The following is a 26,638-nucleotide window of genomic DNA, read 5'->3' as shown; positions in this document are numbered from 1 at the left end:
CCGCCGTCGCGAGGACACCGTCGCCGCCAGAACCCGTGACAACCGACCGCCCCAAGGAGACCCGTGACAACCCTCAGCCCCGCGGTGCGGCGCACCATCGCCGCGAGCCTCGCCCTCGCCGCCTGCTGCACCACGTCGCCTGCCCTGGCCTCGGCCCAGGAGCCCCTTGCCAAGACCGACTCCGGAACTGCTCTCGACCGCTACTACCGGCAACCCCTCCACTGGGACAGTTGCGTCAAGGGCCCCACCGACACCACGGGCCGCGACCTGGACACGGCCGGTGTGCAGTGCGCGGACGTGACCGTGCCGCTTGACTACACCGCTCCCCGGGGGCGCGCGATCAGCGTGGCGGTGTCCCGCCTCAAGGCCACCGACACCCGCCATCGCATCGGCTCGATCCTCCTCAACAACGGCGGCCCCGGCGGCCCCGCCGTCCAATCCCCGCCGGACGCCCGCAAAGCCATGAAGGAGGTCGGCGCGCGCTACGACATCATCGGCTTCGACCCGCGCTTCGTCGGCCGCAGCACCCCGCTGGACTGCGGCTGGCCCGTGGGGGTGTCCTGGCTCTCGGCCGGCGCGGGACGGGCGGGCTTCGACCACCAGGTCGTCCTGCAGAAGAGCCTCGCCGACAAGTGCCGTGCCACCGGTGCCGCCGTGCTCCCCTACGTCAGCACCCGCAATACGGCCCGCGACATGGACGTCATCCGCGGCACGCTCGGCGAGCGAAAAGTCTCCTATCTGGGCTACTCGTACGGCACTTACCTGGGCACGGTCTATACACAGCTGTTCCCCGGCCGCACCGACCGGATGGTGCTCGACGGGGCGATCTCCCCGGGCGACTACGGCCCCCGGCTGCTGCAAGGCTCCGAGCGCGTGAACGAGATGGCCCTCTCCGGCTGGGCTGCCTGGGCGGCCCGGCGCCACGACACCTACGGCCTCGGCCGCACCCGCGCGCAGGTGCTCGCCACCATCGCCCGCGTCGTCACGGCGTCCGCCCGCGGCCCGCTGACGGTCGGCGTCGGCGCCGAGACCTTCCGGCTCGATGACAGCCAGGTACCGGTCCTCCTCTTCACGGGCCTCGGGGACGACAGCGAGAGGACGCGGGCATCCCTCGCCGAGCAAATGTCCGTACTCGACAAGGCCGCCGCGGGCGCAGCGCCGACCGCGCTGTCCCCGGAGTTCGCTGCGGGGCTCCGCTACATGCTGCACGGCGGGGGCGAGCCCTCGGGCGTACAGCTCGCAGTGCTCTGCGGAGACGCGGCCGCCCCGCGCGATCCCGAGGTCTACTGGCGGGACATCGAGCGCAGCCGTGCCGCGCACCCACTGTTCGGCCCGCTGACCAACAACATCGGCCCCTGCGCCTTCTGGGACCGGCCCCGCGAGGAACCCACCCGGATACGGCACGGCGCCAAGGCGCTGATCGTGGCCGCGACCGGCGACCCGCGCACCCCGTACAAGGGCAGCGTCGAACTGCACGACCACCTGCCGGGCTCCAGGCTGCTCACTCTGGAAGGCGCGAACAGGCACGCCCTCTACGGACGTTACGGAAACGCGTGCGTAGACGACAAGGTCAACAGTTACCTGGCCACCGGTAACCTGCCGACGAAGGACCAGACCTGCGTCAAGCGGGTCGGCTAGAAGATCACTGAAGATGCTGGGGTTGTGGCCCCGGCCCGGAAGGGGCGGGGCCACACTGTGGGTATACAGGGAGGCGAGGCTCCTCCGGTGAGGCCTCCTGACGTGTGGGAAGCCTGCCGGGAGTTGATCTCGCAGCGGAGAGTGTTCGCGTTCCTGACCGACCACCGGGAGGCGCTGTTCCCAGCAGGGACGTTCGCGGACATGCACCCGTCCAAGAACGGGCGGCCGAGCTATCCGCCGCAGGTGCTGTCCACCGTGGTGGTGCTACAGGTCCTGAACGGCCTGTCGGACGTGGAGACTGTCCTGGAACTTTGCCGCGACCTGCGCCAGGTAATGGCAGCGACGTGCGCTTGCCTGCGTCGTCGGCGCCCATTCGATCAGCTCATCGCGCGGCGTCGGCCTCGTCGTCCGCACAGGTGCGGGGGCCGAGGCCGACAAGATGCCAAGCGTCGCCGGCCCTCCGCCACTGTGAGCGCGATGGTCCCAACTGCCCTCCGGTTCCGCACTCTTTCCCCTGGTCTGGTGTTTGCCGTAGCCGCCAGGAAGGCGGGCGCGAGCACGGCAGGGTGATGTGCCGAAACCAACCGACGTAGCGGCGGACTTCGTACTGGTCCAGGCCTCACTCGTTCTTCGCGGCCTGGAAACACTCTGGATCACCCAGCGCGACCCGGCAATCAGTACCAGCTCCCGGACGGGGGTGCCCAAGGGAGTGTAGGCAAGGTCGTAGGCGATCTGGGTGCGGCTCCTCCCGAGGGACGGCCCTACCCCCGTGGACTGCGACTTGGGGCACGGCCCACTGATCGACTCAGCCACCGAGGAGGGCGCCGCGCGGCTTCGCCGACGGCGCCGCTGAGAGTGTCAGAGTGCGGCTGGTCCCCACCGTGGAGTCCAGGGCGCTGGACGCTGGGCTGGGTGCCACGGTGGTTCCACATCGGGCAGAGGCCGGTGGCTGTGTGACTTCCGGCAGCGCCTGACCTACTTGGAGCAGATCTGGTCGTCGCTGGGCAGCTTGCCGGTGGTCAAGTAATGGTTGACCTTGCTGTCCACGCACATGTTCCCGTAAAGGCCGTAGATGGCGTGCCGGTTGGCGCCCTCCAAGGTGATGAGCCTGGAGCTCGGCAGCAGTCCGTGCAGGGCGACGGCGCCCTTGTGCGGGGTGCGCGGGTCACCGGTGGCGGACACGATCAGTACCTTGGCGTCCTGCTGCACCCGGGTGGGTTCCTCTCGGGGCCGGTCCCAGAACGCGCACGGGGTGATGTTGTTGGTCAGCGCGCCGAAACGCGGGGAAGCGGCACGGCTGCGCTCGATGTCCCGCCAGTAGACCTCGGGATCGCGCGGGGCCGCCCGGTCCCCGCAGAAGACCGCAGACTGCACGCTGCCATGATGCGACTGCTCTCCGGTCGTCGCCGCCCGCAGGGTCTCCTCGAACTGGGGCGACAATTGGGTCAACTGCCCGGCCGCGGCCTTGTTGAGCGCGGACACCTGGTCGCTGAGCGCTGCCCGGGACGCATCGGTGTCGCTGTCGACCCCGGAGAACAGGACCAACGGAACCTGAGTGTCATCCAGTTGGAAGGTCTCCGGGGCGGTGCCGACCGTCAGCGGGCCGCGCGCGGACGCCCTGATGACGCGATCGACGATGGCGAGAACCTGGGCGCGGGTGCGGCCGAGACCGTAGGTCTCGTTGCGGGCGGCTGCCCAGGTGGCCCAGTCGGCGAGCGCCCGCTCGTTCTCGCTGGTGGTCCTTCGGAGCAGCCGGGGGCCGTACATACGCGGGTCGACGGCACCGTCCAGGACCATGCGGTCGGTGCGGCCGGGGAACATCTGAGTGTAGACGGTGCCCAGGTAAGTACCGTACGAGTAGCCGAAGTAGGAGATCTTCTCCTCGCCGAGCGCACCGCGGATGACGTCCATGTCACGGGCCGTGTTGCGCGTGCTGACGTGCGGCAGCACGGAGGCGTTGGAGGCACGGCACTTGGCGGCCAAGTCCTTCTGGAGGGCGACCTGGCGCTCGAAACCGGCCCGGCTGATACCGGCCGAGAACAGGTTGGTACCGACGGACCATCCGCAGTCCAGCGGGGTGCTACGCCCGACGAAGCGCGGGTCGAAGCCGACGATGTCGTACCGCGGGCCGGCCTTCTTCATCCACGCGTGGAATTCGGGCGGCGACTGAAGGGCGGGACCGCCGGGGCCGCCGTTGTTGAGCAGGATCGAGCCGATGCGATGACGGGTGTCTGTGGCCTTGAGCCGGGATATCGCGATGGTGATCGTACGGCCATTGGGAGCCGCGTAGTCGAGCGGCACAACGACGTCCGCGCACCGCACGCCGGCCTTGTCCAGATCGCGGCCCATGGTGTCGTCCGGGTTCGTGGCGCAGTTGCCCCAGCGCAGGTGCTGGTGGTGGTAACGGTCGAGCCCGGCCTCTGATTTCGGTGCGGCGGGGACTGCCGCGGCCGTGACATTGGGGGCCGCGCCGAGGCAGGTGGCGAGGGCGAGGCCAACGGCCGAGGTACGGCGCGCGGCCGAGCTGGGGGTGGTCACGGAGTCTCCTTGAGGCGTTGGATGTCGCGATCGACATCGCCTTGCATGTGCACCGGGTAGGTCGTTGGCACCGCAGCCCCTGTCAGCGCGCGAGCCACGGGTCGGGCGGGCCGGCGTATGACGATGGCGATCTCTTCGAGGTGTTCTGTGCATGTTCCATACCGTCAGACGCTAGACGGAGCAGCCGTCCCCGTTCACTGCTGCTATCCCCCCGGCTCCCGTAAGGCCACCCCTACCGTCCCCCGTCCCACCCGGTTGCAGAAGGACACCGCCGCGCGCCCCGACCGTGCTGCTCACCTGCTCTGCGCCTGCCGAGAATGTCATCCGTGCTGCTCACGGGCTTGCTTGGTGGTTGCGGCAGGATGAGCACTCGTGTTGCTTCGCCTGGCATACCTGACTGTCACCAACGCCTTCGCCGCCCTGCGTCTGCTGCCGATGAGCGCCCGGGACAAGGACGTGGAGATCCTCACCCTGCGCCATCAAGCCACCGTCCTTGAGCGGCAGCTCGGTGCGGACAGGGTGAAGTTCGCTCCGACGGACCGCGCTCTGCTCTCTGCGCTCCTCGCCCCGCTGCCGGGCGAGGTCGTGCGCCGCCTGCGGCTGCTGGGTCCAACCGGAGACTGTGCTGCGCTGGCATCGTGACCCGATGAGGCAGCGTCACACCCGCCTCTGCCGCCCGAAGCGGCCGGGGCGCCCGCGTACCATTCGCTCGATCCGTCTTCTGATCCTTCGCCTGGTTCGGGAGAACCCGTCGTGGGGGTACAGGCGCGTGCACGGCGAACTCGCCGCCCTCGGCATCAAGGTCGCCGCCTCCACCGTCTGGGAGATCCTCGAAGCCGAAGGGATCGACCCCACGCCGGGCCGCAGCGCCACCACCTGGGCCGACTTCCTGCGCTCCCAGGCCGACGCCCTCCTGGCGTGCGACTTCATCGAGACCGTCACCCTAACCGGCCAACGGCAGTACATCCTCGCGGTCATCGAGCACGCCACCCGCCGCGTCCGCGTCCTGGGCACCACCGCGCATCCCACCGCCCACTGGGTCGGCCAGGCCGCCCGGAACCTGGCCATGGACCTCGAAGATGCCGGAGCCACCGTCAACTACCTGATCCGCGACCGGGACGCGAAGTTCCCAGCGCTCTTCGACCAGATCCTGAGCGACGCCGGCATCCAGGTCGGGCTCTCCGGCATCCGCATACCGCGCATGAACTCCGTCATGGAGCACTGGGTGCAGACATGCCGCCACGAGCTCCTGGACCGGACCTTGATCTGGAACGAACGCCACCTGCGCCAGGCCCTGCGCGAGTTCGAGCACCACCACAACACGCACCGGCCCAACCAGGCCATGAACCAGGCAGCGCCCCTACGCGCGGTGCCCGAACCGATCACCGATCCCGGACGAATCACCCGCCTGGACATACGCCGACACGACCGGCTCGGCGGAGTAATCCACGAGTACCAACATGCCGCGTGACCTGGCCGGATGAGATATTCGGCAGGCCCAGTGCCCCACAGCCCGCCGTATCGCCGGTATGGGGGGCTACTGGCGATACGGCCTATGCCCTATCCAGGCGTGACCCTCACTCGGCCTCTGGTGCGCCGTAGGAGAACTTGTGCCCGGCGAAGTCGGCGACATGAACGTACCCAACGCGCTGGTAGAGGGCGTTGCCGGTGAGGTTGTCCGGGTCCGTGAACAGGACAACGTCCGTCGCCCCCGCGGCGAGCGCGGCCCTGCTCACCTCGACGGTCACAGCTCCCGCGTAGCCGCGGCCACTGAGGTGGGCCGGGGTGTAGACGGGGTCCACCCGGACCATGCCGCCGACGACTCCCTCGACTTGATCGACACCGGCTCATGCGAGGACTCGCGTTTCGGCGACAGGCACTTCACGTTCTGGGAGACCCCGGAGGGTGCCCCCGTCTCGATGGTGGCCGCGACATCGGCCGTCCTGCGGCGGCCGGAGCACAGAGCGGACCGTCGGTCGTGCAACCTGTTCCCCTGCCGGCGGCTGGCCTACCGGCTTCGGCCGAGCGCCATGCCTGCAGGAACGAAGTCGACCGGAGGCCCATTAGTCACGCCCTAGAGCGGCGGGCTCGAAAAGCGGCTCTCGCAGAGTGCTGTCTGGATGGCGGATGTCATGTCGTCGTTCTGGGCGTCCGTGCCGCCAAGGTAGAGGTTCACCATGGCCGTGGCCTGCCTGCCGTCGGCCGTGGCGGCGCCCGTGGTCTGGTAGCCGGGGATGCCGCCGTCGTGCCCCCAGACGAGGCCGCCGCAGGGCAGGGGGTGGCTCTCCAGGCCGAGGCCGTAGGCCCCGCCGCCCGGATCACCGGTCGGACGGGTCCTCATCATTTCGTGGAGTTGGGCCGGGGCAAGCAGCTTGCCGCTCAGAAGCGCGTCCAGGAAGCGGTTGAAGTCGGCACCGCTGGAGATCATGGAACCGCTCGGGCCTGCGACCGTGGGGTTGAGTGCGGTGATGTCCTTGAGCGGCGCGTCCTTGCCCGGCCGGGCGTAGCCGCGCGGGTGCGGCCCGCGGATCTCCGGGGCGTCGTCCGGGACTGACGTCTGACGCAGGCTGAGCGGTTCGATGACGCGTCGGCGGATCTCGTCGCCGTACGGGTGGCCGGTCACCTGCTCGATGAGCATGCCGGCCAGCAGGTAACCCGTGTTGGAGTAGCGCCAGTCGGTGCCGGGCTCGAAGGCCGGAGGGTGGGCGAGCGCGAGCTTCACGAGGTCGCGGGTGTCGTAGTGCGCCAGTGGGTCGTTGAGGACGTCCTCCGGCTTGAGGTAGTCCAGATAGTCGGGGATGCCACTGGTGTGCTGGAGGAGCTGACGGACCGTCATCCTACGTCCGTCGTTGCCGTGCCCGCGGACCACGCCGGGCAGGTACCGCTCCACCGGTGCGTCGAGGACCACGCGCCCCTCGCCCACCAGTTGGAGGACCACGGTCGCCACGAACGGCTTGGTCATGCTGCCGATCCGGAACCGGCTGTCCCCGCGCATCGGCGCGTGGCTCTTCACGTCCGCGACACCGCTGGTCAGCACCGCACCGCCGGGCCTGCCCCCCAGCGCGACAAGCGCACCGGGACCGCCGTCCCTCGTGGTCAGCCGGTGCAGGAGCACACGGAGCTGGGGGTGGTCGGCAGCGGCGTCATCGGTGGTGGCGTGCGCGGCGTTCTGCCACGCCGAAGTGTCGTCGCCCCGCGCGCAGGCTGTGCCGCCGACCACCGCGACCAGTGCGAGCAGGCCGCTCAACGCGCGTCGGTATCGGGTCATGTTCGCATCCTCGGAGGTGAGTGCCGCCATGGTTTCGGCGCCGCGCGTCGTACTCGGGTCGACACGTCATCCTGCGCCGCCACCATGGTGTCCGGGACATACGGGGCAACGCGATGGGGCGACCGCCCGGATCGGGGGTGGGGACAGCCCCAGGGGCCCCGACGTTCACCGTCCCGCGCAGACACTGCACGGCCGGCACCATCCGTACGCGTCCCGGACCAGCCGGCAGAGCAGAGGGGCGCGGCGAGCACGGAGAACCGTTCGGGCGCGGAGCGGGGCGCGGAGCGCGCCGGGACCGCCTGCCCGCTTCCGCAGCGCGTGAGAGCGCGCAGCGCTCGGTCCCGGGCGAGCGCAGCGAGACCGGGCACGCGGCCGTCGGCGGGCCGTGACGGCGCCGCCCCGGGCAGGCCGAAGTGAGTCTGTGCCGTGCTGCGCCTTGCTCGCGCTGCGGCCTCACCAGGCCAGGTCAGTCGTGGCGTGCCTTCCGTGCACCAGCCGGCTTCGTTTCCCGGCCCCATCCCAGCCTCCCGACCCGGCGTCCCGGGATGGAGCCGGGACGAGTGAACACCCCTTGGGACGGCGGGATGCGCACCCTGCACTGCTACAGATGTTCTGTCACTGAACGATCTGCCCGGCCGCTGTCCTTCACGGGTGTGGCTGGGCATCGCACGCGCACGCTGGCCTGTCGGTCCGCGTCACCTTGAACTTGAAAAGGGACATCTCCATGACACGCGTTCTTGGACGACTCGCATCTGTCTCGGCCGGCCTCGCGCTCGCGGGCGCCGCGGCCCTGGTGGCTGCCCCGTCCGCCATGGCAGCCCCCTCCACGCTTCACAACTACAGCTCGAACAGTGCCTGGGCATCCTGAACGGCAGCAGCTCCTGGGGCGCCCACGCGATCCAGTGGGGCTGCAACGGAAACGACGACCAGAAGTGGTCCTTCCAAGGGGCCGGCGACATCTACATCACCATCACCAACTCCAATGACGGCGAGTGCCTCGGTATCGACGGCGGAAGCACCGCCCAGGGCGCCCGCGCCATCCAGTGGGGCTGCAACGGAAACGACGACCAGAAGTGGCACATGGTCTACAACGGCCCCCAGACCGGGACCTACCGCTTCGTCAACAAGAAGTCCGGCCAGTGCCTCGGTATCCTGAACGGCAGCAACGCCCAGGGCGCCGAAGCGATCCAGTGGGGCTGCAACGGGCGAAACGACCAGTCCTGGTACCTCTGAACCCGGCGGACACACCGCTCGGTGAGCGCAAGCCGCCGACAACCCCCGCACAGGTCAGCAGACAGTCGCAGTGACACTGTCTGCGCTGCGGTCGCGTGAAGGCGACCGCAGCGCGCAGGGCCAGCACCTGCGAGAAGGCTCTGGGGCCGCACCCGAGGGCGCGGCCCCAGGGCCCTGCTATGTCCAGTCGTGCGCGGACGGCTCGTGGATGACCTCCAGGGGGAAGCCGGCGGCTGAAGCTTCCCCTTGATCGTGGACACCTGGAGACTGGGACGTGAGGTTCCAGAGGAAGTAGTGCCAGGTGGGAAGCAAGAACAACCGCAGCAAGCGGTACACGGAGGAGTTCAAGCGGGACGCGATCGCGCTGGTGGACTCCACGGGCCGGACGGTCACCGAGGTCGCGCGGGATCTCGGGGTGAGCCCCGAATCACTCCGGAGCTGGTACAAACAGGCCCGCGCCGACCGTGGTGAGGGCCGGCCCGGCGAGCTCACGAGCGAGGAGCACGAGGAACTCAAGCGGCTGCGCAAACTCGCCGCCGAGCAGGCCAGGACGATCGAGGTGCTGCGAAAAGCCGCGGTCTTCTTCGCGAAGGAGAGCGATCGATGAACGCGATATACACATTCATCGAGGCGGAGAAGACCACCCACGATGTTGCTTTCCTGTGCCGGTTGCTGGACGTGGCCCGCTCCTCGTTCTACGCCTGGCGCATGCGGCGAAGGTCCGCGCATCACGGAAGGCGGCCGACGACGCCCTCGCCCACGAGATCACGGTCCTGCACATCGCTTCACGCAAGACCTACGGAGTTCCCCGCATCCACGCCGAACTGCGCCGCCCGGGACGGCGGATCAACCGCAAGCGCATTGAACGGATCATGCGCGAGCAGGGCATCCAGGGAGCCCACTGGCGCCAACGGCGCTCGCTGACAAGGCCGGACAAGAAGGCCCGCCCGGCCCCGGACCTGATCGGCCGCGACATCCACGCCGCGCAACCCGGCACCAAGCTGGGTCGGTGACATCACCTTCCTCCCGACGGCCGAGGGCTGGCTCTGCCTCGCGTGCTGGCTGGACCTGGCCACCCGCGAGGTCGTCGGCTACGCGATGGCCGACCACCACCGCGCGAGTCTGGTAGTCGACGCGCTGAAGATGGCCCACGCCCGGGCTGCCCTGGAGCCTGGGTGCATTGCGCACTCGGATCGCGGCAGCGAATATACGTCCACTGAATTCCGCCGGGAGATAGGCGAGTTGGGGCTCCGGCAAAGCTGTGGGCGCACCGGGTCGCGCTTCGACAACGCCGCTGCAGAAAGTTTCTGGGCCCTGCTCAAAGAAGAGATCGGCACCCGTCTCTGGCCCGACCGGGCCACCGCACGTGCCGACGTCTTCGCCTTCATCGAGACCTTCTATAACCGCCGCCGTCTGCGCAAGCACAAGGCCTTCGGCTACCTCACACCAGCCGAGACACGACAGCGGCAACAGCACGCCCTCACGGCGTAACGATCAAGTGTCCAACGTCACGGGGAAACTTCACTGCCTCACCTTGAGCAAGACCGGACACAGGACGGTCCGCAGAAAACCATGGGGACCGGACCTGTGAGCGCGGCCGATCTAAATCTAGGGCCGAGAACCCGGGTACCAACGGAGCTCCGGCCGCAGAAAGCAGCCGGAGCTCCGTCATACTCCGGGCGGTCCATGGATCACCTTGCGGGTTTCCCCGGCTTTCCTCAACCTGGCGACGGGAGCGGGAAATGTTATTGCTGTGACCTACGGTGGGTTACCGGACGGCGCAGTCGGCGAAGTTGTGTGTGCCACCTTCTTGGATATAGCACGGGGTGGTGCCGTGGAAGTGGGTGCCGCTGTGGGTGCCCTGGTATTCGATCTGGACGTAGGTGCCCTTCTTCCACCACCAGTTGTTGATGCGGGTCCAGGGGTTGGGGGTGTTGCGCCAGTCGGTGCTGACCCAGGCCCCGTTCTGGTTGGTGCCACGCACGTTGATGGCGTCGGACTGGCCGGTGTGGACGGTGACTTGAAGGCAGCCGCCGTCCGGAGCGGCGTCAGCGGCCTGCAGGACTGCAAGTCCTGCCGCACTCAGGCCTACAACTGACAGGCCGAAGACCGCGCTTTCCACGAATCGGAACATGGTGCCCCCTGCAGAGAAGTAGCGCGGAGCGGGGCTGCCTCAAGACAGCCCTCATCGATGGCACCCCCCACCACAGGGGAGACATGCAGGAACAGGACGGAAAGAGCCAAATCCCTGAATGGGACACATCTCCGCTGTAACCACAATAATTGCCAGAATTACCGTTGGTGACGCAGGCATCCTGCAGGGACTCTCGGGAAGGCACCCCATACCGGGCGTCAAGACGAGGGGGAGAAAGCATGCGCAAGATCACAACGGCCGCCGCGGCGCTGGCCCTGGCCGCAGGGGGTGGGCTCGCCATGGCGCCCAGCGCCGATGCGGCAACGGCCTGCCCATCCGGAGCAGTCTGTATCCGTGAGACGGACGGCAGTCTCCTGAGCAAGAACATTCTCTACAGTTACGGCGCCCACAACCTGTCGAACGTCACCGGCTATCGCGTGATCGTCAACAGCCAGACCGGTGGCGCGGGCTTCACGGTCTGCTATGGCTACAACGGCACCAACTGCTCCGGCGTATCCCGCGGCACCGGCGAATACGCGCCGTACGATATGACGCCGATCAACTCCGTGGTCCTCGTGGCATAACCAACACCGGGAACACTCTTCAGTACCTGGCCGGCCTGCCGGCCAGGTACTCCGGGCGCCATCTCGTGGAGTTCCTATGCCAGGCCGGCATCGACGAGACGGACAGGATGACGTGCCGACCCTGGCCTCAGCAGGCGCGTGATTGCCGAGATGGCCGACCAAGCACGCGCTGCGAACGCCCACCTGCTCCGGCAGTAATCAGAGAATCCCAATATGGTTCAGGATGCCGCTGAGAAGTTGATGGACGTTGGCGAGAGCATCGATTTGGTCTTGAGACAGGACGTTGTTCAGGCCAACGTTGACGAGTCCGCCTCCATCGCTGGGTGCGGCTGAAGCGGGGATGGCAGATCCAAGGACCAGACCGACCGCAACAGCAGTAGTGGTGGCCAGTCGGGTGAGTTGAGCCCTCATGATTCCGCTCCTTTCACGCCCTTGGCGTGTTGCTGAGACGCTCAGAAGGACGACGTGATCACAGAAGAGACACCTACCGATACTGCAACCTGACCAAACCATGGGCGCACGGGCGCGCAGAAGCCCGGAGCAGCGCATTACGCGGGTGAAACAGTCAGACGACCCCATGCTTCACGCGCTCTGGCCAGGCTGACCCAGCTCCCCAGTCCTCGTGCGGCAAGCCCCGCCGACGCGGAAAGCAGCAGCCGCCACCACGAGGACGCAGACCTCGGCAACCGGACCGCTACGCCCTACACACGACAACCAACCCTCACCGGAAAACGACAGCGGCCTTCACCACGAAGACGACACCTCACACCCCCACCCACCCCAACCACCAGGAAAAACGCCACACACACCCAGTGCAAAAAACCGACGCCATCCACTGAACCCACACGTCGCTCATCAGGCGACGTGCCCCCTGTTCGGTGGTCGCTTCCCGCGCTGTCGGAGATCGTTGCCCGCGGTACGCGGCGCGTGACGTCGTCGAGATGCGCCGTCATGAAACGAACTCGGCGACGCCGCACGGGGGAGTTTGTCGGCGCCCCGGGGCAGTGACGAAGAGCCTGGGTGCCGCGCGCTCGTGACGCGGCCACACGGGTGGTTGTGTGCGGAGCGCTTACGCCTGCGTCCAGCTTCTTGATGCCTTGGCCGTACCGGGAACTTGGGCCGGCCGCGGGGCCGGCACCCCTGCTCGTTGGTCAGACGATCCGGCGCGCCGACAAACGGATATCAGTCACTTGCGCATAACCTCTCGTCACCTTATGAGGTGGCGGATCGCGTACGCGTCCGCTTCAACGCTCGGAGAAGATATGCGCAAGCCTCGAAAGACCGCTGTCGTAGCCGTCCTCATCAGCGCCATCGGCTTCCTCGGCACCGGCACCGCCTACGCCCACGGAGACGAACACCAGCACGCCGGCCAAGAGACCAAGACGCTCGTCGTCAACCAGAGCAACACATGCAGCACGGTCGAAGACAACGCCGACGTACAGGGCCAGTCCGGGTACCAGAACGGCCTGGCGGGCAACCGGTCCGGCGGCAAGGGCTCGCCCGGCACGCAGAACACCAACGTCGGCTCAGGCCAGGGCTGCGACAACACCGTCATCTTCGGCAAGTAGCCCACACGGGTCCCGGCTCGGGCGGCGGTGGGAACGGCGGATCCGCAGCCGACATCGACGAAGTGCGGCTCGGACCGTACGAATCCGCCCTGAGCTCGGGGCGCGATGCGGTGGCCATCTCACGGACTGCGCGGAACGGATTCACAGGCCCGTAAGGCCCCGTCGGCCGGCGGGCGAAGGCAGGGACGGCGCGGGCCGCGGAGGCCCTCGCCCGGTGCCTGGCGGCGCTTACGCAGTACGTCCAGCGTGAGCAGCGGACCGTCATTTCGCGGCAGCACTCCGAACGGATCACCATCGACGGCCACGAGCAAGAGGTACGGCTCGGGGTGTGGGTCTCCAACCAGAAGAGCCCCCACCCCAACCACCACCGACCCCACACCCCCCACCACCACCGACGGCGACCCAGGCGACCCCGACGGCGACACTGTCGGTCTCGTCGCCCCCTCCATCGCGTACGAAGAGCCGTAACGGTTCAGTTCGACCACCCCGTCCTCGACGTCCAGTCCAACCAGAAAAGCCGACGCGACAAGCTGAACGAACAGCAGCTCGCCGAGCTCGGAACGGACTGGGCGCAGGCCATTTGGGTTGCGGACGACCGGGGCGGGCGGCTGGCAACCATGCCCGTGACGGAACCTGCGCCCCGGACACTCTGGTGCCCCAGTCACAGGTCGGTGCCGTCCGTGCCCAGTGACCCTCACAGCTTAAAGATCATTGATATGGCATGAAGAACACCAAGCGCTTACTTACCGCGCTCGCCCTGACAGACGCCGCCCTGTCTCTGTCAGGGACCGCTCAGGCCGCCGAGCCCGATCCGGTGCTGCCCAATGAAGTGGTGGAGATCCAAGCACGCCCTGTCATCGTGGAGGAAGCACCCCGCACCGACTTCGACCGAGACCTCGCGGTGGCCGAACGCGTCGAACAGGACGAACTCGTGGAAGCGCTCGTGTCTGACTTCCTCGGCGACGACGACGATGAACTCATCAGGGTCGACAACGAGAACGACTAAACAGCTGCCCCGGAAGCGCCGGTCACAGGTGAGCCGAACTCGCGGGGCTGCATGCCCCCGCACAGCCTGCGAGTGCGTACCGCAGCAACAGCCGCCGCCCGGAACCGACCGGCCACGAACTCGTTGAACCACTCGCCTCAACCCCCCGTAGAGGTGCACAGGCTCAGGGCCCCGCAGCCATAGCCGGGCCCTGAGCCGCATCCGGACCCTCACGTCAACGCCTTGCCCATCTAGTGATCACCAACGGATTTGTCACACCTCGTGGCACACCTCGCGCTCCATCAGTACCTTGTCGCGAACGGTCGGCCCGTACCCCGCTTCCTCATGCTCGACCAGCCCACCCAGCCCTACTACCCCTCCGACATGGCCAAAGCACGCGGGCGGCTGGAAGACATCCCACTCGACGAAGACCGCGTGACGGTCACCCACCTCTTCCAGCTCGTGCAACAAGTCGTCACCGAACTCGCCCCCGGCTTCCAGATCACCGTGAGCGACCACGCCGACCTGCCCCACGATTGGTACCAGGCATCCGTCCGCTACAACTGGCGCGGCGGCGAAAAACTCATTCCCACTACCTGGCTCGACACCAACCCCGCCCCGTAGAACACCACCTCCCGGGAACCAGTCGAACTGCGCACCGCTCAACCAACCTGCGCACGTAAACCCAGAAACCAGAAAACCCCCAGCTCAAACGACTTACCCACGTCACACCCTGCGCAGATCCAGCGCGCCACCAAACCCCGGATCCCAACCAACCAACCTGCACAACCCCAGGCCAGAAACACAACAACTACGCAACCCCACCGACCGGCGACAGAAATCGTCACCCCGGTGTCACCAGACCCGGCACCAGAACGACACCGGCTCACCCGCCAAGGTCGGTCAGGGCCCAGCGACGGCGACCGCCGTCTTCCTGATCGGTATCCGTGCCGCACGAGACGACCCCCAGCGCGGTCACCTCACGCAACAGGTCCTCACCCTCAGGCGCGTGGCCGGACTGGTGGGACAGGACCAGGATGAGGGCCTGGTGGTCCTGGTCGGCCAGGTGGAGGCTGATCCGGCGGCCACCGTCCGTGAGGGCTGCGCGGGCCAAGAGCGCGGTCACAGCCGTGATGTTCGCTTCCCGGTCACTGTCCAGCCGGTAACCCCACTCAGCCAGCTTGCCGATGACGTGCCGACCTGCTTTCCCGGGCGTCCAAGGGGCGTTCTCCAGCATCCAGTTCGCCGCCCGCCGGTTCGCAATCCGCGCGACAAGCCGCGCCCGCACCAACACCGGCCCGGGGGCGGCGCCTTCGGGGCGTGGTGGCTCGACCGGCTTCTTGGGCGGGGGCGGGGTCTTCGGCGGGTAGTCAGGGCGATGGCCGTCCTCGCCATCCAGTGATGCTGCCACAACTACCTCCCCACGAGCGGGTGTTCAGGACCTGTGGCCCTGTGCTGCCCAGCGTAGACCTCCTCCCTGGGGCCGGGCGGCAAGACGACCGCAGTGGTGCGGGGCACGCGCTGGCCTCCCCCCGGATAACTCCCCTGCTCACCAGCGGACATGCTGAGAAACTGCACGCATGAGCAGATTCGCCGAGGTCATTGTGCTGGCAAGAAACGCTGAAGAGATAATGGGGCCACTGACTCAGCCCGACGACAACCGGGAGTGGCATCAGTGCTTCACTCGCGTCGACGACGGGATGTTCGACGGGAGTCGGATGCTCTCACAGGAGTGCTACGCGTGGGTCATCCAGTTCATCCGCCTCAACTGGCGCGGCCTGCTGGCCCACCTTGAGTCGCTCCCCTGGCCCGATCCCCACTCGGTCCAGGTACTCGTACGCGACGAAGAAGACTCCTGCTTCGGACTATGGATGATCTACAACGGGAAGCTCGTCGAAGTACCCCTGCCGCACACCAAGCGCGAGCCCTTCCAAGGAAACAGCGTCACCGGAGTCCTCACACGCACCGACCAACCATGAACATCAGCAACCCGGGCTACAGGACAGCTTGAGCAGCAGCGAGGCTTTTCGAGCCCCACAAGGTTCGGCCCATACCCGGAGCATCTACGTTGTAGCCGGGCCCGAGAATCCCGGCTGCATGCCTGCTGGGACGGTGTGTCAGACCATGGAGAGCCGGTCCACCAGCAGTTCCACCCTCGGCTCGGTGTCCTCCGGCGGCAGTCGTCCGGCCCGGGTCAGGGTAGCCAGCCCGTGCAGGGCCGCCCAGAACGTCTCGGTGAACAGCCCCGGGTCGACGCCGTCTCCGGCGACCTCGCCGAGGCTCTCCAGTAGCGCGGCGAAGGCGTCCTTGAGAGGTTCCGGGGTGTCTTCCTGTGCGTACGGGAGACCGCCGTCGAGCTGGAAGATGGCGTCGTAGACCGCCGGGTTGCGTGCAGCAAAGTCGAGGTAGGCGCGGGCGAGGGCGTGCACCCGCTCGCGCGGGCCGTCTGCGGCGGCGGTCGCGGCGCGCACCGCCGCGGCCAGCTCGGCGGCGCCTTCCAGGGCGACGGCGCCGATGATCTCGCGTTTGCCGCGGAAGTGGCTGTAGAGGACGGGCTGGCTGTATTCGATGCGCTCGGCGAGCCGGCGGGTGGTGACCGCGTCCCAGCCCTGCTGCTCGGCGAGTTCGCGGGCCGTCGCCACGATGAGGCGCTCGCGCTCCGCCCGTTCGCGCTGCTTGCGTTCCTGTACCGACATGATTCGATCCTAGCATTGCTAGACAATCGAGCGGCAGTAGAACTATCGTTGCCTCACTTCCTAGCGCCGCTAGATTCCAGGAGGGTCATCATGCTCAACGCACTCGAGGTCATCACCACCGTGGTCGTCGGCGTGATGGTGGGGGTGGAGTTCTCCGTCGCCTTCGTCATGAACCGGATCTTCAACGCCCTCCCGGAGGACAGCGGCCAACTCGGCCGCGCCCACGGGGGCCGGATGCTCGGCGCCGTGATGCCGGTCTGGTACATCGGCTCGCTCGTCCTCGTCGCGGTCTGGGCCGTCGCCGGATGGCATCACCACGGCACCGGCCTCGTCGTCACCGCCGGCGCACTGCTGATGCTCAGCGTGATCATGTCGGTCCTGCTGCTCGTCCCGATCAACAACCAGAGCAAGACGTGGACCCCCGAGAACCGGCCCGCCGACTGGAAGCAGCAGCTGAACCGCTGGGACCGCTACCACCACGTCCGCGTCGCCGTCCTCATCGCCGCCTTCGCCCTGCTGGTCACCGCCCTCACCTGATACCAAGCCCCCGACATCCACTGGTTCACCCGTATATCCACGGCATTCACCCCGTCGGGGTGGGCCCGACAGGGCTTTGGATTACCGGCCCCGCGAGCCGACGCCGCGCCGGTGGCGCACAATCCCCACTCGCCGGGCGGCAGCCAGCCGCCGAAATCCCGACATCCGGGAATGCAGCTGCCGCTCAGATCCACAACGGCGATCACGACGAATTACGCCCCTCGATCAGCCGCGTCCGCGCGGCCTGATCAGGCCCCACACGACTCAGCAAGCTCCACGAAGCTCACCAGGCCGACGAAGACTCGCAAGGAGAAGAACAATGTCGCTGAAGAAGATCAACACCGTCCTGGCCGCCGCCTTCATCCTCTTCATCCTCTGGTTCGGGACGGAGTTCATCCTGAGCCCAGAGACGACGGCGCCGGGCTTCGGCCTGCCGAGCTGGCCATCCGGCGACGGCGGCGGCTTCCTGATCATCAAGGGAACCCGCGACGTCGTCCTGGCCCTGGTCCTGGGCATCCTGCTGGTGACCGGCCACCGCCGGGCGCTGGGCTCGGTGCTGCTGGTGGAGGCCCTCGCCGCGTACGGCGACATGACCACCGTGCTGGCCCACCACGGCTCCGTGGCCACCGCGCTCGGCGTCCACGGCCTGACCGCGACACTGATGGTGGTCAACGGCCTGCTGATAATGCGCGAGACCCGCAAGGCCGCGACCGCTCTGGCAACACCCGCCACGCAGCCCGCCTAACGCCACCTTGGCGCATGTCGGTATTCGCCTGTCGGCGCCCGCCGCAAAGACGAGGCGCACGAACTTCTTCCCGTAGGCGGCGGCCACGGCCTCCGCCTGGACGCCTGGCCCACACGGCACCGAGCAGCCCGCCGGGCCGGAACCCTCACCGCTGACCGGATCGCCGCCCTCACCGCCCCGGGTATCCACTGGAACACCTGAGATCCCCTCCCCTGGGGCACCACCTCTCCTGGACAGACGGGGCACGAGAAAGCAGTCACCACATGTCGGCAATCCGACTCTGAACCGCGAAAGTCGAGAACGACGGCGAGCGACAAGAAATCCCGGGACACCAAGCCCTGGTGTACATGACGAGCGACAACATGCCTCGGGACGAATAACGAACTGAACAAGCTCACTTGGGGCAGCGGCAGACCCTACGGGGAGATCCGAAGGCTTCGTGGCGTCTCTTCTGGATAGGTCAGAGATTGGGCATCGGCCCCTTCTGCCAGTCAGTCAGGGCCTAGTGCCCAGGTAAGCCCAAAAGCCACCAGAACTTGATCTTGTTGCCCCGGGAAGTCTTGGCCGTCTACCCGGTCTCCGTGCTCGGCAGGCACCGGGCGCCCGAGGAACCCGCCCGCACCCCCTGGCCGGTGGCGCTCACCCTCACCGCTGCTACGGCCCTCGGGCTGTCCTCGGGTTCGTGCCCAGCTCGTCCTGTCCGTCTCCCGCGGTCAGCCCCGCACGTGCAGCCCGAAACCCGTGCGGCCCGCGGGCTCCAGTCCCTCCTTCAGGTGCAGCGAGGGGATCTCATAGTCACCGAAGTTCTGCCGCCGGAAAGCGATCGGCTCGGTCGACTCCAGGGTGAGCAGGCGCTGCTCCCAGGCCTTGGCCACGTCCGGGTAGTCCTCGTCAGTCATCCGGTCGGTGCCGTACAGCACGAACGGCGGCAGCACTTCGATGCCCGGGTAGTAGAGGATGCCGTGCTGAATCGGGAACAGCAGATCGTCGATGGGGCCATTGATCCCGCGAGCGGCGTAATGCGGCTCCGGGCCGCCGGCGGTCACCGACAGCAGGGCCCTGCGGCCCGCGAGGGTTCCTTCGCCGAAGCGCTCGCCGTACTTGGTGTCGCTGTGCTCGCCGACGCCGTACGCGAAGTGGAAGGTGAACACCCGGTCCACCCAGCCCTTGAGGATCGCGGGCATCGTGTACCACCACAGCGGGAACTGGAAGATGATCGTGTCGGCCCACAGCAGCTTCTCCTGCTCGGTGCGGACGTCCGGGGTGAGCGTCCCGGCGTCGAAGGCCCGGCCCGAGTCCCGCGCGACTTTCAGCGGACTCGAGGCATGGGGGCCGTAGTCCGCGGCGTCCACGACCGCCTTCCAGTTCATCGCGTACAGATCACTCACCTTCACCTCGTGCCCGGCATTCTCCAATGTGGACACCGCGAGGTTCTTCAGCGAGCTGTTGAGCGACTTCGGCTCCGGGTGGGCATGGACGATCAGCGTCTTCATGGGAACTCCTTCGGATCGGATGCCTTCGACTCTGGGCGCCGCGGCGCCCAGCGTTCAGGGGCGCCTCTTCCGTCGGACTGGACTTCCTGGTAACGGCAGTACCACCTCCGCGGGCAACGGCGAGGCCATACTGGGAGGCATGGACGATCTTGCGAGCTTCCTGCGGACCCGGCGCTCCCGGGTCGACCCGGCGGCCGTCGGCATCCCCACCGACAGTCGCCGCCGGGTCGAAGGGTTGCGTCGCGAAGAGGTCGCGCACCTGTCCGGAGTCAGCGTCGACTACTACGTACGCCTGGAACAGGGCCGCGCGACCCAGCCCTCCGAGCAGGTCCTCGACGCGCTCGCCCGTGTCCTTGGCCTCGACGAGACCGAACGCGGGCACCTCTCCCGGCTCGCCCGGCAGCGCCGCCGCCGCGCGAAGGCGCCGGGCGGGCGGGTCCGGCCGGAGTTGCTGCGCGTCCTCGACCTGGTCGCCGACGCACCCGCGCTGATCATGGACCACCGCCTGAACGTGCTCGCCGGGAACCGCCTCGCCGGGCTCCTCGGCGCCGAACTCGACACCGGCAGCTATCTCCTCGGTGCGACCATCACGCCCGCCGAGTTCCACGCCCTGCCGATCACACCAAGCACCTTCCACGGCGACTGGAACTACACCTTCGCACCCACTCCGCCCAAGCCTCCCGAGGCCACACGAACTCGGCGCCGGATCGACCCGGCCCTGACCGAACTGCTCACCGACCCCGCCCTGACGGGCATGGCCCGCTCCGACTTCGACCACTTGGTGACGGTCTCGGAGCCGTACTGGGACGCCCTGGCCGAGGCCGCGTTCCAACGACGCTTTCACCGCCCGCGCCGCTACCTCCACCGACAGACCAGCAGCCTGGACCACTGCCACCGACTGCTGACGGCACTGTTACGCCGCCGCCGAGCAGCAACCAGTACGCTCCTGGCCCAACTGCTCGGCGTCACCCGAACCAACCTGTCGAACCAGTTCCAGGACGGGCACCGCCTCCTGGACCTGCACAGAATCACCGTCACGCCGATACCCCAAGCGCCCGCCCGCACTTTGGAGCAGCTGAAGGCTCGCAGGACGCCTACCGAAGTGCATCCCGCAGATCAACTCTGACGGTTATTCAATTGCAGGCCCCGGCCGTGCCGGAGTACTGCCGCTGCACCCCGGCGGAAACGGCGCCCTTCTTGAGAAATCCGGTGTCGTCCACGATCGGCACGCCGTCCGGGGCACCGAGTCGCTGAGCCACGTACTCCTGCACGTCGTCCCGGAGTTCGTCGGGGTTCCATCTGCTCCGCGACAGCAGGTGCTGCAGCCCGTACGGGCCGTTGTGGCCGGCGTACTTGGCCAGCTGCCAGCTGTTCTTGCGGCCGACCGGACCCAGCAGGCCCCGGACGTAGTCTCGCACCCGGCGCCGCACCTCGGCTCGGCCAAACCGTCCGCTCACCCGCAGGAACAGGTCCTCAAGCTCGGCACTCCAGCGTCCCGTGACGAAGTCCGCCACCATGCCCCGAGCCTGCACGTCCCGGCCCGCCGTCCGTGACGGCTTCCCGGAACCGGCCCCTGAGGCACCGTCACCCCGCTAGGTTCGAAAGAACGCCTCTGACCAGCGGGAATGGTGAAGTACCACTGGAGTACTAAACCAGGTCAGATCATTGATCACATGTGAGCCATGTGAGGCACGCGGGTCGAACCTCAGTCCATGCGCCAGATCTGACCAATATTCGGCCTCGCCGCCACCGGCCACCGCTGCCAGCATCGCCGATGGCCCATCAACCGCACACCAGGGGGAAACATCCATGGCCGGCCGAACCCGCACCATAAGGAAGATCGCCACCGCTTCCGCAGCCGCTGCACTGCTCACACTCTCGATCAGCGCGGGAACCGCCGGCGCCAGCACGCCCGAGCCGTTCGCCGACCAGGTCCGCGCCGCACATCTCACCCCCGCGCAGGCCGGCGCGCTGCGCACCGAAGTCGCCAAGTACCTCCAGCGCAGCGGCGGCAGGCAGATCTCCCTCAACGAGATCAAGGTCGACGACAAGCGCACCATCCGCGTCGCCATCCCCGGCGAGGCCCACCCGCGCACCTTCACCGACCACGGCAGCACTGCCCCCGCCTACAGCAGCATCTGCAACCCGTACGCCGTCACCCAGAACGGCTACTTCTGCGCCTTCAGCGGCCATGGCTGGACCGGCAGCGAAGACCCGATGTACTACTGCCATTCCTACGACATGAACTACACCGGCACCGGATCCTGGGTGAACCGCCAGTACGGAACCCACGTTGCGAAGTTCTTCGGCAAGTCCGGCAACTACATCGACCAGAGCCTCCCGCCGATCTCCGCCGCCAACTCGCAGAACTGGTACCACGTGTGGACGGTCGTCCCCTGCTGAACGGGCCGCCGAAGAACGATGCTTTGCAGCCGGGGACATATAGAAGTCCGCGGGCTTCCCGCATCGGGGCGGCTCCGCGTCCTGCCGGAGGCCAACGAGACTGACTACAGGATAAGCGCGGGCTCCTGTCGCAGTGCTAGCTCAGGCGAAGACGGGACCGTCCCTCATCCACCCAATGTCAGCGGTGGCTTTGTAAGTGAGTCTTGGGTTCTGGCACAGATCTTGGGGACCGGTCACAGAGGGTGACAGTGCTGTTCGATTGAAAGGGTGGTCGCGAGCCCGACTGTCCGGCTCAAACGCTCACCTCGTAGCCTCCGCGTATGACTGCTGATCCGTTCCAGTGCCGCTGCGTCCTCTGCCATGACTACGGCGACCGAGACGAAGCGGACCGCATGGATTTGACGATCATCGAGAATGTGCAGCAGCACGGATGGCACGTCGTCATGGTTCCCGAGGACGACATCGGTCCTGGATTCGCCTACACGATCGGACTCGCACACACCCACGGCGCTTCTGAGGTCGCCGTGTTCGGACTCGATATCCACGCCATGCACCGCATGCTCAACAGCATCGGAGAGAAGTCCGCCGCGGGCGATGTACTGGCTGACGGCCAGAGGCACCCTGGCGTTGTCGACGGTCACCACGTCGCGCTCAGGCACGTTGACCTCCGCTGGTACCGGACCTTCTTTGGGCGGGCCATCGGGTTCTACCGGCGACCTCCTTTCCCTGTGCTGCAAGTCGCGTGGCCCGACGCGGATGACCGTTTTCACTGGGAAGAACAGGCTGAGGAACGGCATCGGCAGTCGCAGCCTCAGTTGTGGCAGCCGCCGAGTGAGCACCCCGTCGGGATCTGGACGACCGAACTCTGACCTTTCACGGGCCGACCAGCGACACACCAACACTGTCGCGAAAGCTACTGAAGCAAGATCATTTTGCGGAGAAGTTCGAATCCGGCTCGGCCATAGAGCTGCCTCTTGATCTTCTTGATGCGGTTCACGGCACCCTCGATGCTGCCCGAGTTCCAGTCCAGGGTCAGCCCGGCTGTCACGGCGTCGAAGTCTCGGTGCAGGTGCAGTGCGAAGCCGGTGAGGCCGGGTAGCTGGCTGGCGTCGACTGCGTCGATCCAGGTGGGGAGTGTCGAGCCGAGGCGGTCGGTGAGTATCTCGCCGAAGCCGCGGACATGTCCGGCGACCTTGTCCAGTTCGGGGCAGCGGGCCAAGACCTCCTTCAGGCCGGTCCTGTCTTCCTCGGTCAGGGCCGTGGGGTGCCGGGTGAGCCAGCCGGTTACCTGCCGCACCGACGGCGGCCGCGGTGCCGCGTCGGCCGGAGTCCTGCGGAGGGTCGCGATGTGGGCGCGGACCAGTGCTACTGCTGCACCGGCACATGCCCCACGAACACGTCGTGGCCGGCATCGCCACCGCGCTGCGGGCCGGCGCGCTGACCGCCGACGCGGTCGCCCTGGAAGCACGCAAGTGGGGCGAGTCCGCCCAGGGCTCCGAACCCCTCTCCGACCAGGACGCCAGGCGGTTGCGGATGGACGCCGGAGCGACGGTGACCTCACTAATCGAACGGCGCCTGGCGGCCCTGCCCCCGGACCCAAGGCCCCTGCCGTCGGGGCCTGCGACCAACTGCTGCGACTGCACCGGCGTCCCGCCGACGGACCGGCCTGAGCGAGAAGAGGGACCATGACCGCCAAGCGCGCACTGACCGAGCAGGCCGCCGACACCGCCGTCGACGCCTCGTGCCGGATGCTGAGACTGCCCACCATCCGCGCCCAGTACCCCGAGCAGGCCCAGGCCGCGGTGCGCGACCAGATGACCTACCGCGAGTTCCTGGCCGAGCTGCTGCTGTCGGAGTGCGATGACCGGGCCCGGCGCCGCTCCGAACGCCGGATCAAGGCCGCGGGCTTCCCGCGCGACAAGTCCCTGCGCCAGTTCGACTTCGAGGCCAACCCGGCCATCAACGCCGCCCAGATCCACACCCTGGCCTCCTGCGACTGGGTCAAGAAGGGCCTGCCGCTGTGCTTGATCCGCGACTCGGGGACCGGCAAGTCGCACCTGCTGATCGCACTGGGCACCGAGGCCGCGACGCACGAGTACCGGGTGAAGTACGTGCTGGCCACCAAGCTCGTCAACGAGCTGGTGGAGGCCGCCGACGAGAAGGTGCTGGCCAAGACCATCGCCCGCTACGGACGCGTCGATCTCCTTTGTATCGATGAACTTGGCTGCATGGAACTTGATCGCCGCGGGGCGGAGCTGCTGTTCCAGGTGTTGACGGAGCGTGAGGAAAGAACTCCGTGGCGATAGCTTCTAACGAATCCTTTGGAGGATGGACCAAGACGTTCACCGATCCAAGGCTCTGCGCCGCCATAGTCGACCGTTTGACGTTCGGCGGCAACATCATCGAGACCGGCACCGACTCCTACAGGTTGGCCGCCACGCGCGCCCGCGCCGAACAGCAGGCCGCTGCTGGCTGACCCCTGCACCCGGGCTATCCAGGGTGGACGATCGTGATGATCTCCCTGCAAGGACAATCGTGTCAGTAACGCAGGGCGCGGCTGGCATCGTCGACGACTGTCGCGCATGAGCTCAACCGGACGGCGTGACTGGAGACCGCATGCCGAGCCACTGCTCGGCGCCCCATGCCTCGAACTGCTCCACCTCGGTGAACCCCAGTTTCGCCGCGAGACGCATCGAGGCGGCGTTGGCACTCTGGGTTGTGAGCACCACTGGCTCGCCGGGAAGCGCGCCGGTGAGCCAGCCGAGTGCCGCCGCGCACGCCTCGGCGGCATACCCGGATCCCCAGGCCCGCGGAAGGAACAGGTAACCGAGATCGACTTTCCCCGCAGCAGTCGGGCGGCGGTGCCCCGTTGCCCTCCTGAGCAGGATCTGTCCGATCATCGACCCATCGAGATCGACGACGAAGCTCCCGGGCCACCGCTCGGGCGCCCCGGACAACTCGCGCTCGAGCTCGTCACGCGGCCGGGGGCCGCCGAGGTAGGTGTGCACCTCCGGCGAGGCGAGCAGCTCGATGAACGCCGCACGGTCCCGGGCCTCGGGTTCACGGAGCACGAGCCGTTCGGTCCTGATCGGCTCCGGTGGCCAGACGACGGGTCCGAGTTCAGTCATGACGGGCTGTTCCTCTCGACGGCAGCGACACCAGGAGACGGTGCCGCAGAGGGGGACGCGTCTGCCGAGTGATCCAGTTCCTGGTCAACGGGTCCGCCAACCGTCGTCGCCCCGACCGAGCGTCGGACGCCAGCCGATGGAGTCAAATCTCACTTACACAACGAGGTGCCCGAAGCAGAAAGTGGAGTCAGAGCTGACTGATAAATGGAGTCCGACTTCACGTACGAAGCCAACACCCGTAGTCCGGGCTACCACTCGACCGTCTGCGCTTCAGGCGCCTGGTTCCACGCCGCCTGCACAGCACCAACCGGGACGTGAGTGCCATCCGTCGTCACGAGGGGCGAGCGTAGCCATCCTTACCAGCCCGGCGGACGACGATTTGCCGGATCAGACACGAAAGAAGCCTGAGGCCACGAGGTTCTCCGTAGAGCACTGGAGGCGAATTGGCCGAGATCCCGATGAGGCTTCGCAGTCGGCTTGATCCTGCGTGGGGCCGGTTGCACGCAGTCGGACCAGTCACGGTCCGAGCGCCCGGCAGGGGGTTACCTACCGTGCCCGGACGCGGGTGTCGGCGCGGACTTTGGCGGCGGTGTCGGCGTCCTGGTCAAGGGTGAGGTGGGTGGCGCCGGTGGCGAGGTCGAAGCGCGTGACCTCGCCCAGGGTGTCGTGGTCGGCCCAGATGCAGAGGGGGGTGGTGCTGCCGGCGTCTGAGCGTGAGGGGCTTGTGGGCTTGTATATCTGGCATTTCATGACCGCGTCCCCGAGTCCGGTGGGGAAAACGCGCTGAGGGACGCCTACGAAGGTATTACCGGTCTTGTCGGCGGCGGCGGTGCGGGCGGCGGCGGTGAAGTCGCGGTCGATCGCCTGCTCGGGATCGTCGATCGTCCCCCAGACTCCCAGAAATTGGACCATCTGCTCGGAGTCGGGATTGCTGGACGTGTAGGAGGCACTCACAGCCTGCGGGTTGCGGATCCCGTCCGCGAGGTATCCCTTGATGTCGCCATTGGTGATCCGCACACCGACGTTGGCATCGCCGACGAACGCGCCGCCCATGATGCTCGGCGGCGTCTTCACCCTGTACGGCACGGCTGCGGCGCTCGCCGGCCCGCCGGCGCCCCGACCCCATACATAGCCGGTGGCGCCGACCGCACCGACCACCACCGTGAACGCGACCGCCAGCACCGTGTTCCTCACGCGCGTGCCCGTCGGCGCGGGCGCCACAGCCGCGGACGGAGGCGGACCGAAATGGGCGGTCGGCGGCTGCGGGCTGTACGGGCCCGGCTGGTAGTAGCTCACGCGTCGACGGCCTCCCGCTCAGTGGATCTGATCACTTCATCCTCGCCGATGAGTTCGCGCTCCTCGAAGGCAGGGGCATCGTCGACGCCAGGACAGCCGTTCCCGACCCGTACGCGGTTTGAGGTCAAGGGATCACCGGGGTCCTGGCCCGGGGCACCAAGTTGGACGACACCGACGTGCCCGCCCCCGGTCCTGCTCCGAACCTGTCGCCCTGCCTGCGCAGTTCACCGACGGCACGACCAGTCCCGCGCTCGCCGAGGCATGCCTCGCAGCCCTATTCACCCACACGGCCACCATCGCCCAGCCCAGCCCGCCACCTGTCCGGCGTCGGAATCGCCCTCCACAACGGTGCCTGCATCTGCATGCCCTTCACGCACACCGCCCGGCCCGGC

General features: G+C 67.6%; 26 protein-coding genes and 6 pseudogenes. 20 read left to right on the top strand and 12 right to left on the bottom strand.

The annotated features are described in order from the left end of the window. Nucleotides 1–63 precede the first annotated feature (63 nt). Together OHA17_RS39380 and OHA17_RS39375 are read left to right on the top strand one after the other, a co-directional pair. Entirely contained in the window at nucleotides 64–1,638 is a 1,575-nt protein-coding gene (locus tag OHA17_RS39380; RefSeq protein WP_406510544.1) for an alpha/beta hydrolase, read from the top strand. Nucleotides 1,639–1,839: 201 nt separating this feature from the next. Beyond that, nucleotides 1,840–2,208: a transposase gene (locus tag OHA17_RS39375; RefSeq protein ID WP_406510936.1), complete on the top strand. Its 369-nt coding sequence runs from the start codon at nucleotides 1,840–1,842 to the stop codon at nucleotides 2,206–2,208. Between the two features lie 405 nt (nucleotides 2,209–2,613). Here the strand turns inward: OHA17_RS39375 and OHA17_RS39370 are convergent, their stop codons facing one another. Then, entirely contained in the window at nucleotides 2,614–4,176 is a 1,563-nt protein-coding gene (locus OHA17_RS39370) for an alpha/beta hydrolase (RefSeq protein ID WP_406510543.1), read from the bottom strand. Nucleotides 4,177–4,548: 372 nt separating this feature from the next. Between OHA17_RS39370 and OHA17_RS39365 the strand changes: the two are divergent. Then, a pseudogene (locus OHA17_RS39365) lies at nucleotides 4,549–5,647 on the top strand (integrase core domain-containing protein). Nucleotides 5,648–5,753: 106 nt separating this feature from the next. Here the strand turns inward: OHA17_RS39365 and OHA17_RS39360 are convergent. After that, nucleotides 5,754–5,999, bottom strand: a pseudogene (locus tag OHA17_RS39360) (GNAT family N-acetyltransferase); the annotation flags it as partial. A gap of 251 nt (nucleotides 6,000–6,250) precedes the next feature. Continuing rightward, on the bottom strand, nucleotides 6,251–7,444 hold the full coding sequence (locus tag OHA17_RS39355) for a serine hydrolase domain-containing protein (RefSeq protein WP_406510542.1): 1,194 nt from the start codon (nucleotides 7,442–7,444) through the stop codon (nucleotides 6,251–6,253). Between the two features lie 651 nt (nucleotides 7,445–8,095). Here OHA17_RS39355 and OHA17_RS39350 point away from each other — a divergent pair. The 4 genes from OHA17_RS39350 to OHA17_RS39335 all read left to right on the top strand — a co-directional run bounded on the left by OHA17_RS39350 (nucleotide 8,096) and on the right by OHA17_RS39335 (nucleotide 10,168). Next, the gene (locus OHA17_RS39350) at nucleotides 8,096–8,677 is read left to right on the top strand and encodes an RICIN domain-containing protein (protein ID WP_406510541.1); all 582 of its coding nucleotides are present in this window, start codon (nucleotides 8,096–8,098) and stop codon (nucleotides 8,675–8,677) included. Nucleotides 8,678–8,978: 301 nt separating this feature from the next. Beyond that, entirely contained in the window at nucleotides 8,979–9,284 is a 306-nt protein-coding gene (locus OHA17_RS39345) for a transposase (protein WP_406510540.1), read from the top strand. 55 nt (nucleotides 9,285–9,339) lie between these two features. Next, complete coding sequence (locus OHA17_RS39340) at nucleotides 9,340–9,690, top strand: IS3 family transposase (protein ID WP_406510539.1); 351 nt, start codon at nucleotides 9,340–9,342, stop codon at nucleotides 9,688–9,690. Nucleotide 9,691: 1 nt separating this feature from the next. After that, on the top strand, nucleotides 9,692–10,168 hold the full coding sequence (locus OHA17_RS39335; protein ID WP_406510935.1) for a transposase: 477 nt from the start codon (nucleotides 9,692–9,694) through the stop codon (nucleotides 10,166–10,168). Between the two features lie 277 nt (nucleotides 10,169–10,445). Here OHA17_RS39335 and OHA17_RS39330 read toward each other — a convergent pair whose 3' ends face one another. Continuing rightward, complete coding sequence (locus OHA17_RS39330) at nucleotides 10,446–10,811, bottom strand: hypothetical protein (protein ID WP_406510538.1); 366 nt, start codon at nucleotides 10,809–10,811, stop codon at nucleotides 10,446–10,448. A gap of 239 nt (nucleotides 10,812–11,050) precedes the next feature. On the opposite strand from OHA17_RS39330, the gene OHA17_RS39325 reads away from it, so the two are divergent. Continuing rightward, on the top strand, nucleotides 11,051–11,395 hold the full coding sequence (locus OHA17_RS39325) for a hypothetical protein (protein WP_406510537.1): 345 nt from the start codon (nucleotides 11,051–11,053) through the stop codon (nucleotides 11,393–11,395). Nucleotides 11,396–11,593: 198 nt separating this feature from the next. Here the strand turns inward: OHA17_RS39325 and OHA17_RS39320 are convergent, their stop codons facing one another. Further along, nucleotides 11,594–11,806, bottom strand: coding sequence for a hypothetical protein (locus tag OHA17_RS39320; protein WP_406510536.1), 213 nt, complete (start codon nucleotides 11,804–11,806; stop codon nucleotides 11,594–11,596). Between the two features lie 851 nt (nucleotides 11,807–12,657). Between OHA17_RS39320 and OHA17_RS39315 the strand changes: the two genes are divergently transcribed. The 3 genes from OHA17_RS39315 to OHA17_RS39305 all read left to right on the top strand — a co-directional run bounded on the left by OHA17_RS39315 (nucleotide 12,658) and on the right by OHA17_RS39305 (nucleotide 14,572). Continuing rightward, the gene (locus tag OHA17_RS39315) at nucleotides 12,658–12,963 is read left to right on the top strand and encodes a hypothetical protein (protein ID WP_406510535.1); all 306 of its coding nucleotides are present in this window, start codon (nucleotides 12,658–12,660) and stop codon (nucleotides 12,961–12,963) included. Between the two features lie 721 nt (nucleotides 12,964–13,684). Then, nucleotides 13,685–13,969 carry a hypothetical protein gene (locus tag OHA17_RS39310; RefSeq protein ID WP_406510534.1) on the top strand — a complete coding sequence of 95 codons (285 nt, stop codon included), beginning with the start codon at nucleotides 13,685–13,687 and terminating at the stop codon, nucleotides 13,967–13,969. Nucleotides 13,970–14,230: 261 nt separating this feature from the next. Next, nucleotides 14,231–14,572, top strand: a complete 342-nt coding sequence (locus tag OHA17_RS39305) for a DUF3732 domain-containing protein (protein ID WP_406510533.1) — start codon at nucleotides 14,231–14,233, stop codon at nucleotides 14,570–14,572. A 262-nt stretch (nucleotides 14,573–14,834) separates the two neighbouring features. Here OHA17_RS39305 and OHA17_RS39300 read toward each other — a convergent pair whose 3' ends face one another. After that, nucleotides 14,835–15,359 (bottom strand): hypothetical protein, encoded by a 525-nt coding sequence (locus tag OHA17_RS39300; protein WP_406510532.1) that lies wholly within the window; start codon nucleotides 15,357–15,359, stop codon nucleotides 14,835–14,837. A gap of 169 nt (nucleotides 15,360–15,528) precedes the next feature. Between OHA17_RS39300 and OHA17_RS39295 the strand changes: the two genes are divergently transcribed. Next, nucleotides 15,529–15,927: a hypothetical protein gene (locus OHA17_RS39295; RefSeq protein WP_406510531.1), complete on the top strand. Its 399-nt coding sequence runs from the start codon at nucleotides 15,529–15,531 to the stop codon at nucleotides 15,925–15,927. Nucleotides 15,928–16,065: 138 nt separating this feature from the next. Here OHA17_RS39295 and OHA17_RS39290 read toward each other — a convergent pair whose 3' ends face one another. Then, on the bottom strand, nucleotides 16,066–16,644 hold the full coding sequence (locus OHA17_RS39290; RefSeq protein ID WP_406510530.1) for a TetR/AcrR family transcriptional regulator: 579 nt from the start codon (nucleotides 16,642–16,644) through the stop codon (nucleotides 16,066–16,068). 90 nt (nucleotides 16,645–16,734) lie between these two features. On the opposite strand from OHA17_RS39290, the gene OHA17_RS39285 reads away from it, so the two are divergent. Beyond that, entirely contained in the window at nucleotides 16,735–17,181 is a 447-nt protein-coding gene (locus OHA17_RS39285) for an anthrone oxygenase family protein (RefSeq protein WP_406510529.1), read from the top strand. A 319-nt stretch (nucleotides 17,182–17,500) separates the two neighbouring features. Next, the gene (locus tag OHA17_RS39280) at nucleotides 17,501–17,926 is read left to right on the top strand and encodes a DUF4267 domain-containing protein (RefSeq protein ID WP_406510528.1); all 426 of its coding nucleotides are present in this window, start codon (nucleotides 17,501–17,503) and stop codon (nucleotides 17,924–17,926) included. Nucleotides 17,927–18,639: 713 nt separating this feature from the next. Here the strand turns inward: OHA17_RS39280 and OHA17_RS39275 are convergent. Then, the gene (locus tag OHA17_RS39275; RefSeq protein WP_406510527.1) at nucleotides 18,640–19,419 is read right to left on the bottom strand and encodes an NAD(P)H-dependent oxidoreductase; all 780 of its coding nucleotides are present in this window, start codon (nucleotides 19,417–19,419) and stop codon (nucleotides 18,640–18,642) included. Nucleotides 19,420–19,558: 139 nt separating this feature from the next. Here OHA17_RS39275 and OHA17_RS39270 point away from each other — a divergent pair. After that, nucleotides 19,559–19,963: pseudogene (locus OHA17_RS39270) on the top strand (helix-turn-helix domain-containing protein); the annotation flags it as partial. Continuing rightward, nucleotides 19,961–20,673, top strand: a pseudogene (locus OHA17_RS39265) (ISAzo13 family transposase); the annotation flags it as partial. The pseudogenes OHA17_RS39270 and OHA17_RS39265, both read left to right, overlap by 3 nt. Here the strand turns inward: OHA17_RS39265 and OHA17_RS39260 are convergent. After that, nucleotides 20,565–20,936 (bottom strand): annotated as a pseudogene (locus tag OHA17_RS39260) (transposase); the annotation flags it as partial. The pseudogenes OHA17_RS39265 and OHA17_RS39260 sit on opposite strands and share 109 nt — an antisense overlap. Before the next feature lie 292 nt (nucleotides 20,937–21,228). Between OHA17_RS39260 and OHA17_RS39255 the strand changes: the two are divergent. After that, nucleotides 21,229–21,822, top strand: a complete 594-nt coding sequence (locus OHA17_RS39255) for a hypothetical protein (protein WP_406510526.1) — start codon at nucleotides 21,229–21,231, stop codon at nucleotides 21,820–21,822. A gap of 320 nt (nucleotides 21,823–22,142) precedes the next feature. Beyond that, nucleotides 22,143–22,691 (top strand): DUF4262 domain-containing protein, encoded by a 549-nt coding sequence (locus OHA17_RS39250; protein WP_406510525.1) that lies wholly within the window; start codon nucleotides 22,143–22,145, stop codon nucleotides 22,689–22,691. 44 nt (nucleotides 22,692–22,735) lie between these two features. Here OHA17_RS39250 and OHA17_RS39245 read toward each other — a convergent pair whose 3' ends face one another. After that, on the bottom strand, nucleotides 22,736–23,290 hold the full coding sequence (locus OHA17_RS39245; RefSeq protein WP_406510524.1) for a transposase: 555 nt from the start codon (nucleotides 23,288–23,290) through the stop codon (nucleotides 22,736–22,738). On the opposite strand from OHA17_RS39245, the gene OHA17_RS39240 reads away from it, so the two are divergent. Together OHA17_RS39240 and istB are read left to right on the top strand one after the other, a co-directional pair. Further along, on the top strand, nucleotides 23,206–23,511 hold the full coding sequence (locus OHA17_RS39240) for a hypothetical protein (RefSeq protein WP_406510953.1): 306 nt from the start codon (nucleotides 23,206–23,208) through the stop codon (nucleotides 23,509–23,511). The genes OHA17_RS39245 and OHA17_RS39240 overlap by 85 nt on opposite strands. Next, a pseudogene (gene istB / locus OHA17_RS39235) lies at nucleotides 23,508–24,298 on the top strand (IS21-like element helper ATPase IstB). Before OHA17_RS39240 ends, istB begins: the two are co-directional and overlap by 4 nt. A 112-nt stretch (nucleotides 24,299–24,410) precedes the next feature. Here the strand turns inward: istB and OHA17_RS39230 are convergent. Both OHA17_RS39230 and OHA17_RS39225 read right to left on the bottom strand, forming a co-directional pair. Next, nucleotides 24,411–24,950: a GNAT family N-acetyltransferase gene (locus OHA17_RS39230; RefSeq protein ID WP_406510523.1), complete on the bottom strand. Its 540-nt coding sequence runs from the start codon at nucleotides 24,948–24,950 to the stop codon at nucleotides 24,411–24,413. A gap of 546 nt (nucleotides 24,951–25,496) precedes the next feature. After that, nucleotides 25,497–26,246 (bottom strand): hypothetical protein, encoded by a 750-nt coding sequence (locus OHA17_RS39225; RefSeq protein WP_406510522.1) that lies wholly within the window; start codon nucleotides 26,244–26,246, stop codon nucleotides 25,497–25,499. Nucleotides 26,247–26,638: the final 392 nt, after the last annotated feature.

Origin of the sequence: Streptomyces sp. NBC_00212 (genome assembly GCF_045206365.1) — a bacterium.
Lineage (GTDB): Bacteria > Actinomycetota > Actinomycetes > Streptomycetales > Streptomycetaceae > Streptomyces.
The sequence above is the reverse complement of the archived record's forward strand: the minus strand, read 5'-3'. Positions and strand labels throughout refer to the sequence as shown.